Source organism: Micromonospora sp. NPDC004704 (assembly GCF_053601675.1).
Genome location: NZ_JBSGCD010000002.1, coordinates 19954 through 35799, shown reverse-complemented (window position 1 = coordinate 35799; position 15846 = coordinate 19954). Strand labels below are relative to the sequence as shown.

The 15846-nt window shown below is 71.7% G+C and carries 16 protein-coding genes; 8 read left to right on the top strand and 8 right to left on the bottom strand.

Features of this window, described 5'->3' with window-relative positions:
- Positions 1–50: 50 nt before the first annotated feature.
- The 3 genes from ACWEFB_RS02420 to mca form a co-directional block, all read right to left on the bottom strand.
- Positions 51–2594, bottom strand: a complete 2544-nt coding sequence (locus tag ACWEFB_RS02420; protein ID WP_452282104.1) for a putative bifunctional diguanylate cyclase/phosphodiesterase — start codon at positions 2592–2594, stop codon at positions 51–53.
- Positions 2595–2847: 253 nt separating this feature from the next.
- On the bottom strand, positions 2848–3153 hold the full coding sequence (locus tag ACWEFB_RS02415; protein WP_452281468.1) for a hypothetical protein: 306 nt from the start codon (positions 3151–3153) through the stop codon (positions 2848–2850).
- 51 nt (positions 3154–3204) lie between these two features.
- Positions 3205–4086, bottom strand: a complete 882-nt coding sequence (mca, locus tag ACWEFB_RS02410) for a mycothiol conjugate amidase Mca (RefSeq protein ID WP_452281466.1) — start codon at positions 4084–4086, stop codon at positions 3205–3207.
- A gap of 143 nt (positions 4087–4229) precedes the next feature.
- Here mca and ACWEFB_RS02405 point away from each other — a divergent pair, with 143 nt between their 5' ends.
- Together ACWEFB_RS02405 and greA are read left to right on the top strand one after the other, a co-directional pair.
- Positions 4230–4664: a DUF4307 domain-containing protein gene (locus ACWEFB_RS02405; RefSeq protein WP_452282102.1), complete on the top strand. Its 435-nt coding sequence runs from the start codon at positions 4230–4232 to the stop codon at positions 4662–4664.
- A 179-nt stretch (positions 4665–4843) separates the two neighbouring features.
- Positions 4844–5344, top strand: coding sequence for a transcription elongation factor GreA (gene greA / locus ACWEFB_RS02400; RefSeq protein ID WP_326560924.1), 501 nt, complete (start codon positions 4844–4846; stop codon positions 5342–5344).
- A gap of 103 nt (positions 5345–5447) precedes the next feature.
- Here greA and ilvA read toward each other — a convergent pair whose 3' ends face one another.
- From ilvA to ACWEFB_RS02385, 3 genes are all read right to left on the bottom strand, one after another.
- The gene (gene ilvA / locus ACWEFB_RS02395; protein ID WP_326560925.1) at positions 5448–6671 is read right to left on the bottom strand and encodes a threonine ammonia-lyase; all 1224 of its coding nucleotides are present in this window, start codon (positions 6669–6671) and stop codon (positions 5448–5450) included.
- A 213-nt stretch (positions 6672–6884) separates the two neighbouring features.
- On the bottom strand, positions 6885–8267 hold the full coding sequence (locus tag ACWEFB_RS02390) for an amidase (RefSeq protein WP_452282101.1): 1383 nt from the start codon (positions 8265–8267) through the stop codon (positions 6885–6887).
- A 32-nt stretch (positions 8268–8299) separates the two neighbouring features.
- Positions 8300–9442: a cystathionine gamma-synthase gene (locus ACWEFB_RS02385; RefSeq protein ID WP_452281463.1), complete on the bottom strand. Its 1143-nt coding sequence runs from the start codon at positions 9440–9442 to the stop codon at positions 8300–8302.
- Positions 9443–9465: 23 nt separating this feature from the next.
- Between ACWEFB_RS02385 and ACWEFB_RS02380 the strand changes: the two genes are divergently transcribed.
- The 6 genes from ACWEFB_RS02380 (at position 9466) to ACWEFB_RS02355 (ending at position 14006) form a co-directional block, all read left to right on the top strand.
- Positions 9466–9885, top strand: a complete 420-nt coding sequence (locus ACWEFB_RS02380; RefSeq protein ID WP_452281461.1) for an HIT family protein — start codon at positions 9466–9468, stop codon at positions 9883–9885.
- Between the two features lie 131 nt (positions 9886–10016).
- Positions 10017–10688, top strand: a complete 672-nt coding sequence (gene msrA, locus ACWEFB_RS02375) for a peptide-methionine (S)-S-oxide reductase MsrA (protein ID WP_452281459.1) — start codon at positions 10017–10019, stop codon at positions 10686–10688.
- A gap of 126 nt (positions 10689–10814) precedes the next feature.
- Positions 10815–11177, top strand: a complete 363-nt coding sequence (locus ACWEFB_RS02370) for a YciI family protein (RefSeq protein WP_326560929.1) — start codon at positions 10815–10817, stop codon at positions 11175–11177.
- A gap of 360 nt (positions 11178–11537) precedes the next feature.
- Positions 11538–12458 carry a ribonuclease Z gene (locus tag ACWEFB_RS02365; protein ID WP_452281457.1) on the top strand — a complete coding sequence of 307 codons (921 nt, stop codon included), beginning with the start codon at positions 11538–11540 and terminating at the stop codon, positions 12456–12458.
- The gene (locus ACWEFB_RS02360; protein ID WP_452281455.1) at positions 12455–12967 is read left to right on the top strand and encodes an N-acetyltransferase family protein; all 513 of its coding nucleotides are present in this window, start codon (positions 12455–12457) and stop codon (positions 12965–12967) included. The genes ACWEFB_RS02365 and ACWEFB_RS02360 overlap by 4 nt, the downstream gene beginning before the upstream one ends.
- 82 nt (positions 12968–13049) lie before the next feature.
- Positions 13050–14006 (top strand): S1C family serine protease, encoded by a 957-nt coding sequence (locus ACWEFB_RS02355; protein WP_326560932.1) that lies wholly within the window; start codon positions 13050–13052, stop codon positions 14004–14006.
- 7 nt (positions 14007–14013) lie between these two features.
- Here the strand turns inward: ACWEFB_RS02355 and ACWEFB_RS02350 are convergent, their stop codons facing one another.
- Both ACWEFB_RS02350 and ACWEFB_RS02345 read right to left on the bottom strand, forming a co-directional pair.
- Positions 14014–15384: a cystathionine beta-synthase gene (locus ACWEFB_RS02350; RefSeq protein ID WP_452281453.1), complete on the bottom strand. Its 1371-nt coding sequence runs from the start codon at positions 15382–15384 to the stop codon at positions 14014–14016.
- Positions 15385–15487: 103 nt separating this feature from the next.
- Positions 15488–15844 carry a YkvA family protein gene (locus ACWEFB_RS02345; RefSeq protein ID WP_452281451.1) on the bottom strand — a complete coding sequence of 119 codons (357 nt, stop codon included), beginning with the start codon at positions 15842–15844 and terminating at the stop codon, positions 15488–15490.
- Positions 15845–15846: the final 2 nt, after the last annotated feature.

Here is a 15846-nt window from a genome sequence, read left to right as displayed (position 1 = left end):
CCGACGACCATATCCACCGGCGGCCGGCGGCGGGCGGGTGTCCCCCGGCTCTAGGAGGCGCCGTCGGCGTGCAGGGGGAAGATCCGGGCCTGCTGGGAGTTGTCGAGCTGGGTCTGCAACACCGTGACGATCTTGTCGGACCCCATCGGGCGGAAGAAGTGGTAACCCTGCGCGGCGGTGCAGCCCAGCTCGGCCAGGGCGGCCCGCTGGTCGGCCGTCTCCACGCCTTCGGCGACCACCCGCAGGCCGAGTTCACGGCCCAGCCCGACGGTCGACCGGACGATCGCGGCGGCCTCCGGCGAGTCGGCCATCGCCATCACGAAGGACCGGTCGACCTTGAGTTCGTCGACCGGGATCCGGGTCAGGAAGGTGAGCGACGAGAAGCCGGTGCCGAAGTCGTCCACGGCGAGCTGGATCCCCATCGCCCGCAGCTCGGAGAGGACCTCGTCGATCACGCCCAGCTCGCTCATCACCACCGTCTCGGTGATCTCCAGGACCAGCCGGTGGGCCGGGACCTGGTGGCGGCGCAGGGATTCGGCCACCTCCGCGGGGAGCCGGGGGTCGAGCAGGCTGCGCGCGGAGAGGTTGATCGAGATGGGTACGTCGAGTCCGTGCCGGGCCCAGTCGGCGGCCACCGCGAGGGCCTTGTCGACCACGTACCGGGTGAACGGGCCGAGCAGTTCGCTGCCCTCGATGGTCCGGACGAAGTCGACCGGACCGAGCCGGCCCCGGCGCGGGTGCCGCCACCGGATCAGCGCCTCCACCCCGGTCGGCGCCCCGGTGGCGAGGTCGACCGCGGGCTGGAGGGCGAGCATGAGCTGGTCGTCGGCGGCGAGCGCCTCACGCAGCTCGGCGAGGAGCGCGAGCTGGTCGGTGCTGGCCGCGTCCTGGCTGCTGTCGTAGCTGGCGACACTGCCGCCGCCCGCCTTGGCCTGGTACATCGCGATGTCGGCCCGGCGCAGCAGTTCGGTCATGTCGGCGGTGCCGGCACCGGCCACCACCACACCGACCGACGCCTCGACCGACATCCGTACGCCGGCCACCTCGGTCGGGGCGGCCAGCTCCTCCACGATCTCCCGGGCCCGGCGCAGCGGGTACGGCAGCGAGGCGGGCCATTCGCCGAAGACGCTGAGTTCCGTGGCGACCGGCAGTTGCAGCGCCGGCACGGCGGGCGTCGGCAGCGGGGTCGCCGGGAGGGAGGTGACCAGCAGGGCGAACTCGTCACCACCGAGCCGGCCGAGCACCTCACCGTCGCGGCGCAGTTCCTGCAACCGGCGGGCGGTCACCTGGAGCAACTCGTCCCCGGCGGCGTGCCCGAGGGTGTCGTTGACCTCTTTGAAGTTGTTGATGTCGAGCAGGAGCAGGGCCACCGGGTGGTCGTGTCCGAGCCGGTGCAGCGCGAGGTCGCCCTTGCTCAGCATCGCCGCGCGGTTGACCAGTTTGGTCAGTGGGTCGTGCACCGCCTCGTACGACGACTGGGCGGCCATGATCCGCAGTTCCTGGTGGGTGGCGGCGTCGTGCAGCGCGGCGGCCAGGGCGTCGGCGAACGCGGACAGGACATCCCGCTCGCGCTCGCCGGGCCGGACCGAGCGGGGGAACCGTACCCGGAGTTCGCCGACCGGCCTGGCCCCGACCTCGAGCGTCCGGGACAGCAGGTGGGGGTCGGTCTCCGGCTCGGGTGGCGCCGTCAGATCCTGGTCCGAGACCGGCTCGCCGCCACCGCCCCGGTAGCGGCGCCACCGGTTACCGCTGCGGGCGACGTGGAGGTCGACCCGGTCCGCGCCGAACACGGCGAGCGCGCCGTGCACCCCGGCGGTCGCCACCCCGCGCTCGTCGAGCTGGTTCAGCGCCCCGGTGGCCTCGGCGAAGGCCCGCCACGTACGCCGCTCGTCGTCGGTACGCAGCCGCTGGCTGTACGTCTGCTGCAACAGCCACCACAGCGGTGGTAGGAGCAGCAGCCAGCGGAGACTGTGTTCGAGGATGGTGATCACGGCCAGGCCGACCAGTACGTTGCCGACGAACATCGGCAGCTTGCCCCGGAGTGCGCGCAGCAGCAGCGGTCCCATCGGCAGCCCGTGGCGCAGCGACATGGTGAGCGAGGCGAGCCAGCCGGTGGCGAGCAGGTAGGTCAGCGAACCGAGGACGAGCGCGACAGTCAGCGCGGGCGTCAGCGGGGCACCGAGCGGTTCGCCGAGGGCGGTGGCGACGGCGGTGGCCAGCGCGACGGCGGCGGTCAGGGAGGCGGCGATGTGCACGACCTCGACGAACGACCGCCGATCGGGGAAGATCGACAGCAGTCCCCAGCCGAGTCCGGCGCCGACCAGGGCGGTGACCGGCAGCCAGCCGGCGGGCGCCAGGTAGAGGCCGATGACGAGCGCGGCCTCGCCCCAGGTGACGTTGACGGTGCCGGAGGCGACCCGGAACCGGAGCCGGGCCAACTGGGCGAGTGCGAACACGCCGGCCACGATCGCCAGCCGGGCGAGCGGATGGACGGAGCCGAGCGGGTCGTCCGGCGGCAGGTCCGCCGGCACGGCGAGACCGACCACGGCGGCGGCGAGGGCTGCGGCGAGCACGGCTGCGGTGAGGATGAGCATCCGCCGGGGGGTGCCCGAGATGCCGACCAGGGCCGCCGTCCGTGAGGCGGCCGGCCGGCCGGATGTCACGGGCCGCCTCCGCCCGCCGTCCAACGACGCGGCGCCTGCTCGGGCCGCGCACCGCCTCGGGCGTCGGGTCTGACTCTCATCGGCGCCCCCTCCCGCGCACGGTGCGGGGACTTTTGGTCCCCGGCGGAAGGCTAAGCCAAACCGGTTTGGCGCAACAGGGGGCGCCTGGCCGGTTTAGCCGCGATCATGTCGTCGTGTGCCCGTTACTGCGCAGGTGGGAGGCCCTGGGAGCGCTTCCATCAGATTCCTCTGCCAAGTCCGCCTCGACCGGTCCCGGAACGGACGAATCGACCCGGCCGCCCGGTTCGTCGGTGCGCTGGTCCGGGAACCGGTCCGGCAGCCGACGCAGTCGCGCGTTCATGTTGCGGATCAACAGAACCGTGGCGATGGCCAGCACCACGATCAGGAACAGGCCCATCGGGCCGGCCAGGCCACCGGTTCGGGTGTCCCCGAAGTTGTTCGCGGCAAGCACGTCAACAGCGGTCAGCATGACTGGGATCCTTCGATAGGCGAGCTGCCATAACAGTACGCCCCGGCGAGGTCAACGGGCACGGGCGGTCTCACGTACGCCGGCGAACAGGTCGGATTCCGGCAGCGGACTCTCCACCAACGACTTGACCAACTGGAAGTCCTCGGTCGGCCAGGCGCGCTGCTGGATCTCCATCGGCACCTGGAAGAAGAAGCCGTCCGGGTCGATCTGGGTGGCGTGCGCCCGCAGCGCGTCGTCGCGTACGGGGAAGTACTCCGCGCACTCCACCCGGGTGGTGACCCGCGGCCCCTTGTCCGGGCGGTCCTCCCAGTTCTTGAGCCACTCCTCGTACGGCGACTCCCGCCCGGCCGCGAGCACCGCCTCGTGCAGGGCCATGAAGCGCGCCTTGGAGAAGCCGATGTCGTAGTAGAGCTTCAGCGGCTGCCACGCCGGCCCCAGCTCCGGGAACTGTTCGGGGTCACCGGCGGCGTCGAAGGCCGCGACGCTGATCTTGTGGCACATGATGTGGTCGGGGTGCGGGTAACCGCCGTCCTCCGGGTAGGTGGTCACCACGTGCGGACGGAACTCCCGCATCAGCCGGACCAGCGAACCGGTCGCGACGGCGACGTCCTGCAGCGCGAAGCACCCCTCGGGCAGCGGCGGCAGCGGGTCGCCCTCGGGCAGCCCCGAGTCGACGAAGCCCAGCCAGGCCTGCTCGACACCGAGGATGCCCCGGGCCGCGTCCATCTCCGCCCGACGGATCTCGCCGATGTTCGCCCAGACGTCCGGCCGGTCCAGCTTCGGGTTCAGTACGCTGCCCCGCTCACCGCCGGTGCAGGTCGCGACGAGCACGCTCACGCCCTCGGCGACGTACTTCGCCATGGTCGCCGCGCCCTTGCTCGACTCGTCGTCGGGATGCGCGTGTACGGCCATGAGACGCAGTTGCTCTGCCAACGAAATGCTCCTCGTCCGTGCTGCCGCCGAGCCCCCGCGGCTCGACCGGCTGACCTGCCGGTATCGTTCGGTAACCGTTTGCGAAGATGGACTCTGCCATTCTGGCCGATGCCACCGACAACGCCCCGCAGGAGATGTGCCCGGTGACCGAGACGAACGCCACTCGTTCTTCCGACGCGCCGGTCTTCCCCGCTGACCGGTACGGACACCGACGCGCGCCCCGACGCCGCCGCCCCTGGCTGCGCGCACTGCTGGTGGTCGCCCTGGTGGCCGTCCTCGGCCTGGCTTCCGCCCGGCTCTACCGACAGTACGGCGACCCCACCTACGACGCCCAGGTGATCACCTACACCGACATTACCGACAGCCAGTTGCGGCTGGTCTTCCGGGTGACCGTGCCGGCCGGTGGCTCGGCGATCTGCGCGGTACGCGCCCGCTCCCGGGACGGGGCCGAGGTCGCCCGCGAAGAGGTACGGGTCGACGCCCCGGCCGGTGAGCGGCAGCCGGTGGTCGAGCACCAGCTCACCACCACGGGCAAGGCCCTGCTCGGCGAGGTACTGCGCTGCCGGGCGGCCGACTGAGCCGGGTCGGACCAGCTCCGAACCGCCGCCAGCCGAGGCCCTCGAACACCGTCTGTGAGCCGATCGGGGCCGTTCGGTTCAGTTCGGCAATAAATCATCACCCGTCCGGTGTGTATCGCACTGGTAACTTGGTACTTCGTTCCTGTCCGCAGCAGTCCGTTTACCCAAGGAGATCGTCTGTGTCCACGACCGACCGCGAGGCGCCCGCCACCTGGCTGTCCCAGGACGCGCACGACCGCCTGCAGGCCGAGCTCAACGAGTTGATCGCCGGCCGGCCGGTGATCGCCGCGGAGATCAATGCCCGGCGCGAAGAAGGCGATCTGCGGGAGAACGGCGGATACCACGCCGCCCGCGAGGAGCAGGGCAAGCAGGAGCATCGCATCCGCTACCTCCAGGAACTGCTGCGTACCGCCTCCGTGGGTGAGGCGCCGAACGCCGACTCGGTCGCCCCGGGCACCGTCGTCACGATCCACTTCGACGACGACGAGGAGGACAAGGAGACCTTCCTGCTCGGCTCCCGAGAGATCGCGGCCACCACCGACCTGACGGTCTACAGCCCCGAGTCCGCGCTCGGCAAGGCCATCCTCGGGACCCGTGCCGGCCAGACGGTCACGTACACCGCGCCGAGCGGTGCGGACATCAAGGTCACCGTGGTCGCCTTCGAGCCGTTCGCCGGCTGACCGGTCGACCTCTCGATCACGATTCGACCGGGGTCGGGACCACCCCGATCCCGGTCGAACGGCACCGCGCCGGTGACGGCCGAGTCGGTTAGGACCGGCGTTCCTAGCCGGCCGCCTCACCGAAGGCCACCTGGTAACCGCTGGCCCGCAGCGCGCTGATCAGCCGGTCGGAGTGCTCCGCTCCCCTGGTTTCCACCGAGAGCGCCACCTCGACCTCGCCCAGGCGCAGGTGCGGATTGTGTCGCTGGTGCACCACGTCGACCACGTTGCCCCGGTGCTCGGCGATCTGGCTGAGCAGCAGCGCGAGCTGACCCGGCCGGTCGTTGCAGCGCACCGTCAGACGCAGGTAACGCCCGGCCGCCGCGAGCCCGTGCTCGATCACCCGCAGCAGCAGCAGCGGGTCGATGTTGCCGCCGGAGACCACCGCCACCACCGGCGCCTCGACCTCCACCACGCCGGCCAGCAGCGCCGCCACCCCGGCCGCGCCGGCCGGCTCGACCACCTGCTTGCCCCGTTCCAGCAGCATCAGCAGGGCCCGGGAGATGTCCTCCTCGGAGACCGTCACCACCTCGTCGACCAGCTTGCTTACGTGCGCGAAGGTGAGATCGCCGGGGCGTCCCACCGCGATTCCGTCGGCGATGGTGGCGAACGCCGGCAGCCGTACCGGCCGGCCGGCGAGCAGCGAGGGCGGGAAGGCCGCCGCGCCGGCCGCCTGAACCCCGATCACGCGTACGTCGGGACGGAGCGCCTTCACCGCGACCGCGATCCCGGAGACCAGCCCGCCGCCGCCCACCCCGGCCACGATCGTCTTCACGTCCGGGCACTGCTCCAGGATCTCCAGCGCGACGGTGCCCTGGCCGGCGATCACGTCGGGGTGGTCGAACGGGTGGATGAACACCGCTCCGGTGCGGTCGGCGAAGTCGCGGGCCGCGACGAGGGACTCGTCCACGGTGTTACCGACCAGTTCGATCCGGGCGCCGTACCCCTTGGTCGCCGCCACCTTGGGCAGCGGCGCGCCGACGGGCATGAAGACGGTCGAGTTGATGCCGAGCAGGCCGGCGGCGAGAGCCACCCCCTGGGCGTGGTTGCCGGCGCTGGCCGCGACCACCCCGCGCGCCCGCTCCTGCTCGGACAACCGGGCGATCCGCACGTACGCACCGCGCACCTTGTACGACCCGGCCCGCTGGAGGTGCTCGCACTTGAGCCAGGCCGTCCCGCCGAGCGCGGCGCTGAGCGGCCGGGATGGCTCCAGCGGGGTGGTACGGGTGATGCCGGCGAGCAGTTCGCGCGCGGCGTGCACGTCGGCGAGGCCGACCAGGTCCGTCATGTCCAGATCGTCGCACCCCGTCCCGGCCCCGCCCCCCGGGGCGCCCCGCCGATGCCCGCCATCACACCCCCCACCACCCCCCCGGCGCTAGGGAACTCATGTAGAGAAAGAGTGGCTATCCGCCGCCGGACAACCACTCTTTCTCTACATGAGCGCGGATCTTGGGTGGGGGTGGGGGTGGGGGTGGGGGTGGGGGTGGGGGTGGGGGTCGAGTTAGGGGGTGGGTTGTGGGACTCGGGGCCAGTTGGGGGCGTGGCGGGGCCAGGGGGCGGCCATTTCGAACTGGCCGGCCACGCCGAGCAGCAGCAGTTCCGAGCCGGGCGGGCCGACGAGTTGCACCCCGACCGGGAGCCCGTCCGGGCGCAGGCCGACCGGGACCACCAGCGACGGCAGGCCGGCCATGTTCCACGGGGCGGCGTACGGGGCGTACCGGATGTTGGTCATCATGTTCGCCCGCCAGGACCGGCCGGCCCAGCCTTCCGCCCGCGGCGGGGTCGCCGCCAGCGCCGGGGTGAGCAGCAGGTCGACCGAGTTGTCGGTGAAGAACCCGATCGACCGCTCCCGCCACCCCGCCCGGTCGGACTCCCGGACGTAGCCCCGCCGGTACGCCCAGGCGCCCAGTCCGGTGTGCCGCCGGCTGCGCGGTTGCAGGGTCCGCCGGTCGAGTCCGGCCTCCTCGACGTCACGGGAGGCGGCGGCCAGCCAGGTGGCGATCCCGCGCAACCCGAGCGAGGTCGGGTAGACCGGGTCGACGGTGACGGTGTCGTGCCCGGCGGCGGCGAGCAGCCGGGCACCGGTGGCGACCGCGTCGGTGTTGGGCGCGTCGGCGCGTACGCCGGCCACCGGTGAACGCAGCGAGACCGCCACCCGCAGGCGCTGCGGCGGCACCAGCTTGTCCGGTCGCCGGCCGGCGAGTACGGAGAAGCCGACGGCCGCGTCGGCGACGGTGGTGGCGAGGATGCCGTGTTCGGTGAGCCCGAACCAGTCGTCCGCGCCGAGTTGGCAGGGCACCACACCGGAGCCGGGCTTGAGCCCGACCAGCCCGCAGCAGGCGGCGGGGATGCGCAACGAGCCGAGCCCGTCGTTGCCGTGCGCGATCGGCACCAGACCGGAGGCGACCGCAGCCGCCGCACCACCGGACGAGCCGCCCGGGGTGCGGTCGAGCTGCCACGGGTTGCGGGTGACCGAGCCCTCGTCGTCGGTCAACGCCCAGAGGCCCAGTTCCGGCATCCGGGTCACGCCGACGATCACCGCGCCCGCACCACGCAGCCGCCGGACCACCTCGTGGTCGTCCTCGGCGATCGCGGTACGGGCCGCGGCGGAGCCGTTCCAGGTGGGCAGGCCGGCGACCGGAGTGTTCTCCTTGACCGCGATCGGCACCCCGGCCAGCGGCAGGTTGGCCAGGTCGTCCTGCTCGTCGACCTTCTCCGCCTCGACGATCGCCTCGCCACCCCGTACCACCCGGAACGCGGCGAGTTCGCCGTCGCTGCGGGCGATGTGGTCGAGGTGGTCCGCCACCACCTGGGTGGCGGACGCGTCACCACGGCGGACCGCCCGCGCGATCTGCTTCGCGGTCGCGCCGACCCAGGACGGCATGAGCTCCTGCACTCCCCACCCCTCCCGAAAGGTCAGCCGAGCGCCTGCTCCAAATCGGCGAGCAGGTCGTCAGCCGTTTCGATGCCGACAGACAGTCGCACGAGATCGGCGGGAACTTCAAGCGGCGAGCCGGCAGCACTCGCATGTGTCATCCGGCCGGGGTGTTCGATCAGCGATTCCACCCCGCCGAGGGACTCGGCGAGCACAAAGAGCTTGGTCCGGTTGCAGATGTCGACCGCCTGCGCCTCGCCGCCGGCCGCCCGGAACGAGATCATGCCGCCGAACCGGCGCATCTGCTTGGCCGCCGTCTCGTGCCCGGGGTGGTCGGGCAGGCCGGGGTAGCGAACCTCGGCCACGGCCCGGTGCGCGGAGAGGTAGTCGACGATCCGCTCGGCGTTGTCGCAGTGCCGGTCCATCCGTACGCCGAGAGTCTTGATCCCGCGCAGGGTGAGCCAGGCGTCGAACGGGCCGGGTACGCCGCCCATCGCGTTCTGGTGGTACGTCAGCTCCTCGCCCAGGCCGCGGTCGGCGGTGATCAGCGCCCCGCCGATCACGTCGGAGTGGCCGCCGAGGTACTTGGTGGTGGAGTGGACCACCACGTCGGCGCCGAGCACCAGCGGCTGTTGCAGGTAGGGCGAGGCGAACGTGTTGTCGACCGCGAGCAGTGCCTGGGCCTCGTGGGCGATCGAGGCGAGGGCCGGCAGGTCGGCGATGTTGAGCAGCGGGTTGGTCGGCGTCTCCACCCAGATGACCTTGGTCTGGCCGGGGCGGATCGCGGCCCGTACGGCTTCCGGGTCGGAGAGCTTCGCGGCGGTCCAGTTCAGCCCCCACCGGTGCAGGACCTTGGCGAAGAGCCGGTACGTGCCGCCGTACGCGTCGTCCGGGATCACCACGTGGTCGCCGGGGCGGCAGACCGTACGCAGGAGGGTGTCCTCGGCGGCGAGGCCGCTGGCGAAGGCGAGCCCGACCTGGCCGCCCTCGATCGCGGCGAGGCACTCCTGCAGTGCCGTACGGGTCGGGTTGGCCGACCGGCTGTACTCGTAACCGAGCCGCGGCGCCCCGACCTCGTCCTGGGCGTAGGTGCTGGTTGCGTATATGGGTGGCACTACCGCGCCGGTGCGTGGATCAGGTTCCTGACCGGCGTGGATGGCGAGCGTCTCGAAGCCGTAATTCATTGGGGTGACGTTAGTCTGCCCCGGTGAAGCCTTGCGTGTTCTGTGGCATTGTCGCGGGTTCCGTGCCGGCCTTCACCGTCGCCGACGAGCCGGCCGGGATGGCGTTTCTGGACACCAGACCGGTTTTCCGGGGTCATGTACTGGTCGTACCCCGAGAGCATTATGAGGTTTTGCCCGATTTGCCTGTTTCTTCGCTTTCTGGATACTTCGGTCTGGTACAGCGGATCACCGTCGCCGTCGAGACCGGACTCGGCTCGGGCGGCACCTTCGTCGCCCTGAACAACCGGGTGTCCCAGTCCGTCCCGCACCTGCACACCCACGTGGTCCCCCGGACCAAGGGCGACGGCCTGCGCGGTTTCTTCTGGCCCCGGACCACGTACGACGACGCCGACGCGGCGACCGGCTACGCGGCCCGGATCGCCGCCGCACTCCCGCCCGCCTGACCGGCCCTCCTCGCCCGCCACCGACCGCCTGAGCCGCCCGTCGGCGGGTACCCCCGGGTGCCGGACGAGCCGGGTAAGGATCTTGACCGGCGCGTGGTTGCACAGGGCAGAGGTATGAGAGGAGACCTACCGTGTTCCTACGGCGAATGAAGGCCAGCCTGCCCAGCCCCGACCAGGTGCTGCCCGGACGCGACTTCCCGATCTCGGCGGCCGACCGGCACGTCGTGCTCGGGACGCCGTTGCAGGGTCCCTGGCCCGAGGGCAGCCAGACGGCCGTCTTCGGCATGGGCTGTTTCTGGGGCGCCGAGCGACTGTTCTGGACGCTTCCGGGGGTGATCTCCACCTCCGTCGGTTACGCCGGCGGCCAGACCCCGAACCCCACGTACGAGGAGGTCTGCTCGGGCTTCACCGGGCACACCGAGGCCGTACAGGTGGTCTACGACCCCACCGAGATCAGCTACGAGGACCTGCTCAAGGTCTTCTGGGAGAACCACGACCCGACCCAGGGCATGCGCCAGGGCAACGACGTGGGCACCCAGTACCGCTCGGCGATCTACACCACCACACCCGAGCAGTCGCGGGTGGCGCAGGCGTCCCGCGAGGCGTTCGCCCCGGTGGTGGCCGAGGCGGGCCTGCCCGAGATCACCAGCGAGATCGGGGAACTGGGCGACTACTACTACGCCGAGGACTATCACCAGCAGTACCTGGCGCCGACCAAGAACCCGAACGGGTACTGCAACCACGGCCCGAACGGGATGAGCTGCCCGGTCGGCGTCGCCCGGGTGCCGTCCGACCTCCACTAGTCCGCACCAGCGCTCCCCTGCCAACATCGACGGGGGAATTTCCGGCCTGACGTGTCGCATCCGCCCGGCGCCGTTCGTAGCGAGGATGGAGGCGGACAAAGGTCCGCCCGAGTCGAGGGAGCAGACATGGCCGAGTACCTCATCTACTTCAACCAGCAGTGGGTGGGTGACCACACCGAGGAGTGGTTTCGCGAGCGCGGCCCACTCGCCGCGGCGGTCGTGGACGAGATCAAGGCAGCCGGGGCGTACCTGTTCGCCGGGGGCTTGGAAGTGGACGGCCCCGTATCCAGTGCCGACGCCACGAGCGGCACGGTGATGTTCACCGACGGCCCGTACGTCGAGACCAAGGAGTGGCTGGGCGGGCTGACCGTGGTGGACGTGGCCGACGAGGAAACGGCCCGAATGTGGGCCGGCAAGCTCGCGCAAGCGTGCGGCTGGCCCCAGGAGGTCCGACGGTTCGGCCGCGCCCCGCAACCCGGTGACGGGTGAGCGGGCAGTCGGCGGTCCCGGCCGCGAACGATGAGCTGCCCGGTCGGCGTCGCCCGCGCAAGCGTCTGATCAGTGATCTAAAACCATTGGCGGACCGGCCCGAAGGTGGTTAACGTGGCCGTACACGTGAGAGGAGGTGGTCCAAGCTTTGTGTAGCAACGGGACTCGTGAGGTGGCTGTCCGCTAGCCGCTGTCCTTGACAGTGCAACATCGTCGAGACCGTGTGGCAGCGGTGCGGCGAATCCGAGACAGCCACCCGACCCCCGGGGTGCCGGCTTTGTCCAGCCGGCCCGCGCACCGCGCGGAAGCCCCGGGGGTCGTTCCATATCCGGCGCACCTTTTCGACCCCGGAGGCCCCAGATGACCCGTGAACTGGTCGTCCTGGGCACCGCCAGCCAGGTACCGACCCGGCAGCGCAACCACAACGGCTACCTGCTGCGCTGGGACGACGAGATGATCGTCTTCGACCCCGGCGAGGGCAGCCAGCGGCAGATGCTGCGGGCCGGGGTCTCGGCCACCGACCTGACCCGGATCTGCATCACCCACTTCCACGGCGACCACTGCCTCGGCCTGCCCGGGATGATCCAGCGCCTCTCCCTGGACCGGGTACCGCACCCGGTCCCGGTGCACTTCCCGGCCGGCGGCACCGAGTACTTCGACCGGCTGCGGCACGCCAGCGCCTTCCACGAAACCGCCGACGTCCGCCCGGAACCCATCGAATCCGACGGCCAGACCATCCCGATCAGCGGCGCGACGATCACCGCCCGCCGACTCGATCACCCGGTCGAGGCGTACGGCTACCGGCTGGTCGAGCCGGACGGGCGCCGGATGCTGCCGGAACGGCTGGCCGCGTACGGCATCTCCGGGCCGGCCATCGGCGAGCTGATCCGCGCCGGGGAGATCGAGTCCGGCGGGCGCCGCGTGCCCCTGGACGCGGTCAGCGAACCGCGCCGGGGGCAGCGGTTCGCCTTCGTCATGGACACCGGGCTCTGCGACGCCGTGTACGACCTCGCCGACGGAGCCGACCTGCTGGTGATCGAGTCGACCTTCCTCACCGAGGACGCCGCGCTGGCCGCCGAGGCCGGCCACCTGACCGCGGCGCAGGCCGCGCGGGTGGCCACCGAAACCGGCGTACGCCGACTCGTGCTGACCCACTTCTCCCAGCGCTACCCCGACCCGGCCCGGTTCGCCGCCGAGGCACGCGAACACTTCACCGGCGACCTGGTGGTGGCCGAGGACCTCGGGCGGGTACGGGTGCCCCGACTATCCTCGGCCGGGTGACCGTCACCCTGCGCCCGGCCACCGCCGACGACCTGATGGCCGTGGGCGGGCTGCACGCGCGCTCCCGGCAGGCCGCCTACCGGGACTTCGTACCCGCCGAGGCGCTCGCGTCGGACTCCGGAGACCTGCTCGGCCAGTGGTGGAGCGAACGCTGGAAGTGGGAGCGGGACACCCACCTGATGACCGTGGTCGACGCCGGTGACCGGCTGGTCGGCTTCAACTACGTCGGACCGCACGAACTCGACCCGACCGGGTACGGCGAACTCTGCGCCATCCACCTGGAGCCGGACCAGCAGGGCCGGGGCCTCGGTCGGGCGTTGATGGTCGACGCCCTGGGCACCCTGCACGGGCGCGGCTGGCACCGGGCCGCCCTCTGGGTGCTGGCCGGCAACAAGCACGCCCAGGAGTTCTACCGGCGCGGCGGGTGGACCGCCGACGGGGTCGAACGGACCGAACACGTCGGCTCCGCCCTCGTACCGCAATTGCGCTACGTCCGGGACCTGCCCTAACCGCCCGCGCGTCCCCCGCGGTGTTCGCTGTCAGCGGAGCCCGGTCGGGCATCGAAGTGCACCGCTGGACGTTGTCCGCGACATGGACGGCGAACAGATCCAGCCACCTCCCACCGAAGCCGATGCCCTGGACGCGTACTCCCGGGTGGTCACCGGGGTCGCCTCCCGGGTCCTGCCGAGCGTCGCCGCACTCGCGGTGCGCTCCGCGCGGGGCAACGGGGCGGGCTCCGCGGTCACCTTCACCGCCGACGGTCTCCTGCTCACCAGCGCCCACGTGGTCGACGGAGCCGAGGGCGGTACGGCCACCTTCGCCGACGGCGCCGAATCCCGGTTCGACGTGGTCGGCACCGACCCCCTCTCCGACCTGGCCGTACTCCGGGTCCGGTCGACCAGCGTGCCGCCGGCCGAACTCGGCGACGCCGACCAGCTCCGGATCGGCCAGCTCGTGGTGGCCGTGGGCAACCCGATGGGGCTGGCCGGCTCGGTCACCGCCGGGGTGGTCTCCGGCCTGGGCCGGTCCCTGCCCGCCCGCGACGGCCGGCTGGTCCGGCTGATCGAGGACGTGATCCAGACCGACGCCGCCCTCAACCCCGGCAACTCGGGCGGGGCGCTGGCCGACTCGGCCGGACGGGTGATCGGGGTGAACACCGCCGTGGCCGGTTACGGGCTCGGGCTGGCCGTACCGATCAACTCCACCACCCGGCAGATCATCGGCGACCTGGTCTCCACCGGGCGGGTACGCCGGGCCTGGCTCGGCGTCGCCGGGGTGCCGGTCCCGCTGCCCCCGGCGGTGGCCGAACGCACCGGTCAGCGCCGGGGCCTGCGGGTGGTCGAGGTGGTGCCGGGCAGCCCCGCCGGCAGCGCCGGGATCTACCTCGGTGACGTGCTCATCTCGGCCGGAGGCCGGCCGGTGCAGAGCGGGCAGGGGCTGCAACGCCTGATGCTCGGGCCGGCGATCGGCAGCCGCCTGCCGGTCACTCTGCTCCGCCGGGGAGCCTTCGTCGACGTGATCGCCGTCCCGGCGGAGCTGAGCCGCTGACCGACGCTCAGCGGGCGCCGAGGTGGGCGAGCAGGTCCTGCCGGGTCAGTACGCCCCGAGGCTTGCCGTCGACCAGTACGAGCGCGGCGTCCGACTTCTCCAGCAGGTTGACCGCCTCGCTCACCGGCTGCCCACCGCCGATCATCGGCAGCGGCGGCCCCATGTGCCGCTCGATCGTGTCGTGCAGGTGTGCCTGGCCGGTGAAGAGCGCGTCGAGCAGGTCCCGCTCGGCGATCGAACCGGCCACCTCACCGGTGACCACCGGCGGTTCGGCCTTGAGTACCGGGAGCTGGGAGACGGCGTACTCGCGCATGTAGTCGATCGCGTCCCGGACCGTCTCGGTCGGGTGCACGTGGATCAGCTCCGGCACCCCGCCCGGCTTGCTGGCCAGGGCGTCCGCCACGGTCGGCTCGGCGTTGCCGGTCTCCAGGAACCCGTACCGGGCCATCCACTCGTCGTTGAAGATCTTCGACAGGTAACCGCGCCCGCCGTCGGGCAGCAGCACCACGACAACGTCGTCCGGACCGGCCTTGCGGGCCACCTCCAGCGCCGCCACCACGGCCATGCCGCAGGACCCGCCGACCAGGAGACCCTCCTCGCGGGCCAGCCGCCGGGTGAGGTCGAACGACGCCTTGTCCGACACCTCGATGATCTCGTCGGCGACCGTCCGGTCGTAGGTGGTCGGCCAGAAGTCCTCCCCCACCCCCTCGACCAGGTACGGCCGGCCGGTGCCGCCGGAGTAGACCGAACCCTCCGGATCAGCGCCGATGATCTTCACCGCGCCGCCGGAGACCTCCTTGAGGTAGCGGCCGATCCCGGAGATCGTGCCGCCGGTGCCGACCCCGGCCACGAAGTGCGTGATCCGCCCCTCGGTCTGCTCCCACAGCTCCGGTCCGGTCGTCTCGTAGTGCGACCGGGGATTCGCCGGGTTGGAGTACTGGTCGGGCTTCCAGGCGTTCGGGATCTCCTCGGCGAGCCGGTTGGAGACGTTGTAGTACGAGCGGGGATCCTCGGGCGCGACGCTGGTCGGGCAGACCACCACCTCGGCGCCGTACGCCCGCAGCACGTTGCGCTTGTCCTCGCTGACCTTGTCCGGGCAGACGAACACGCACTTGTAGCCCCGCAACTGGGCGACCAGGGCCAGCCCGACACCGGTGTTGCCGCTGGTCGGCTCGACGATGGTGCCGCCGGGCTTGAGTAGGCCGGCCCGCTCTGCCTCCTCGACCATCCGCAGCGCGATCCGGTCCTTCACCGAGCCACCGGGGTTGAAGTACTCCACCTTCGCGAGCACCGTCGCGGAGATACCGGCGGTGACCTGGTTCAACCGCACCAGGGGTGTGTGCCCGATCAGGTCGACGACATTGTCGTAGTAGCGCACCTCGATGTGCCTTTCCGCGTGGCCCGTCCGGCTCGTGGCCGGGTGATGGTCCGTGGCTGTGCCAGGTCAGCCCCGATGGCTGCGTAGATCAGCCTACGTGGGGTCACGGCACCACGTGGCCGGGGACCACGCTGTCCCGACGGGCCTCCCAGAGCAGGAAGCGCTCGGTCTCGGCGAGCACGCTGCCGGCCAACCAGGTCACCATGAGTGCGTCGTCGGCCAGTCCGAAAACCGCCAGCAACAGCTCGGGTGCCAGGTCGATCGGCGAGACCACGTACGCGGTCGCCGCCGCCATCAGGGCCAACCGCAGGCCGCCGTCGTACTCGCCGCGGGCCGTCGCGCGGATCATCCGGGGCAGCGCCCCCAGCCGGGCCCCCAGCGACGGGCCGCCCCGCGTCCCGGATGTCAACGCCCGGGCCAGCGCCGCAAACGCCGCGGTCCGCTTCAGTGTCTTCGCCATGT